1 pseudogene is annotated in these 653 nt (G+C 44.9%); it reads left to right on the top strand.

Annotated features, from left to right (window positions below):
* Positions 1-653 (top strand): annotated as a pseudogene (locus R7Z47_RS25205) (glutamate--cysteine ligase); the annotation flags it as partial.

Here is a 653-nt window from a genome sequence, read left to right on the forward strand (position 1 = left end):
CACAAACAAATGGATCACCACCGACTTTTCTGAATCGTTGCTGGAGTTCATCACTCCGGTTTCTCATGACATTCCAGAATTGATGGCGCAACTGAAAGACATTCACCATTTCACTCAAACCAAAATGGGCGAAGAAAAGATGTGGCCGCTTTCTATGCCATGTTATGTCGGCAGTGAAGATGATATTCAGCTTGCTCAGTACGGTTCATCGAACTCGGCGAAAATGAAAACATTGTACCGTGAGGGGCTAAAACGCCGTTACGGCAGCTTGATGCAGATTATTTCTGGTGTTCACTTCAACTTTTCATTCCCTGAGTCATTTTGGGATGCGCTTTATGGCGAGCAGGATGAGCAAGCTCGCCAAGACACTAAATCAGCCGCTTACTTTGCTTTGATTCGTAACTATTACCGTTTTGGTTGGATGATCCCTTACTTCTTTGGTGCATCGCCAGCGTTATGTGGTTCGTTCATTCAAGGCCGTGAGACTAAACTTCCGTTTGAAAGCATCGGTGGGACACTGTATCTCCCTAAAGCGACGTCTCTTCGCTTGAGTGATCTTGGTTATACCAACAGTGCTCAAAGCGTATTGAAAATTGGTTTCAACAGTATTGACCAATATCTTGAAGGTTTAGGTGATGCGATTCGTCGGCCAA

Source organism: Vibrio sp. 1641 (assembly GCF_033339995.1).
Lineage (GTDB): Bacteria > Pseudomonadota > Gammaproteobacteria > Enterobacterales > Vibrionaceae > Vibrio > Vibrio alginolyticus.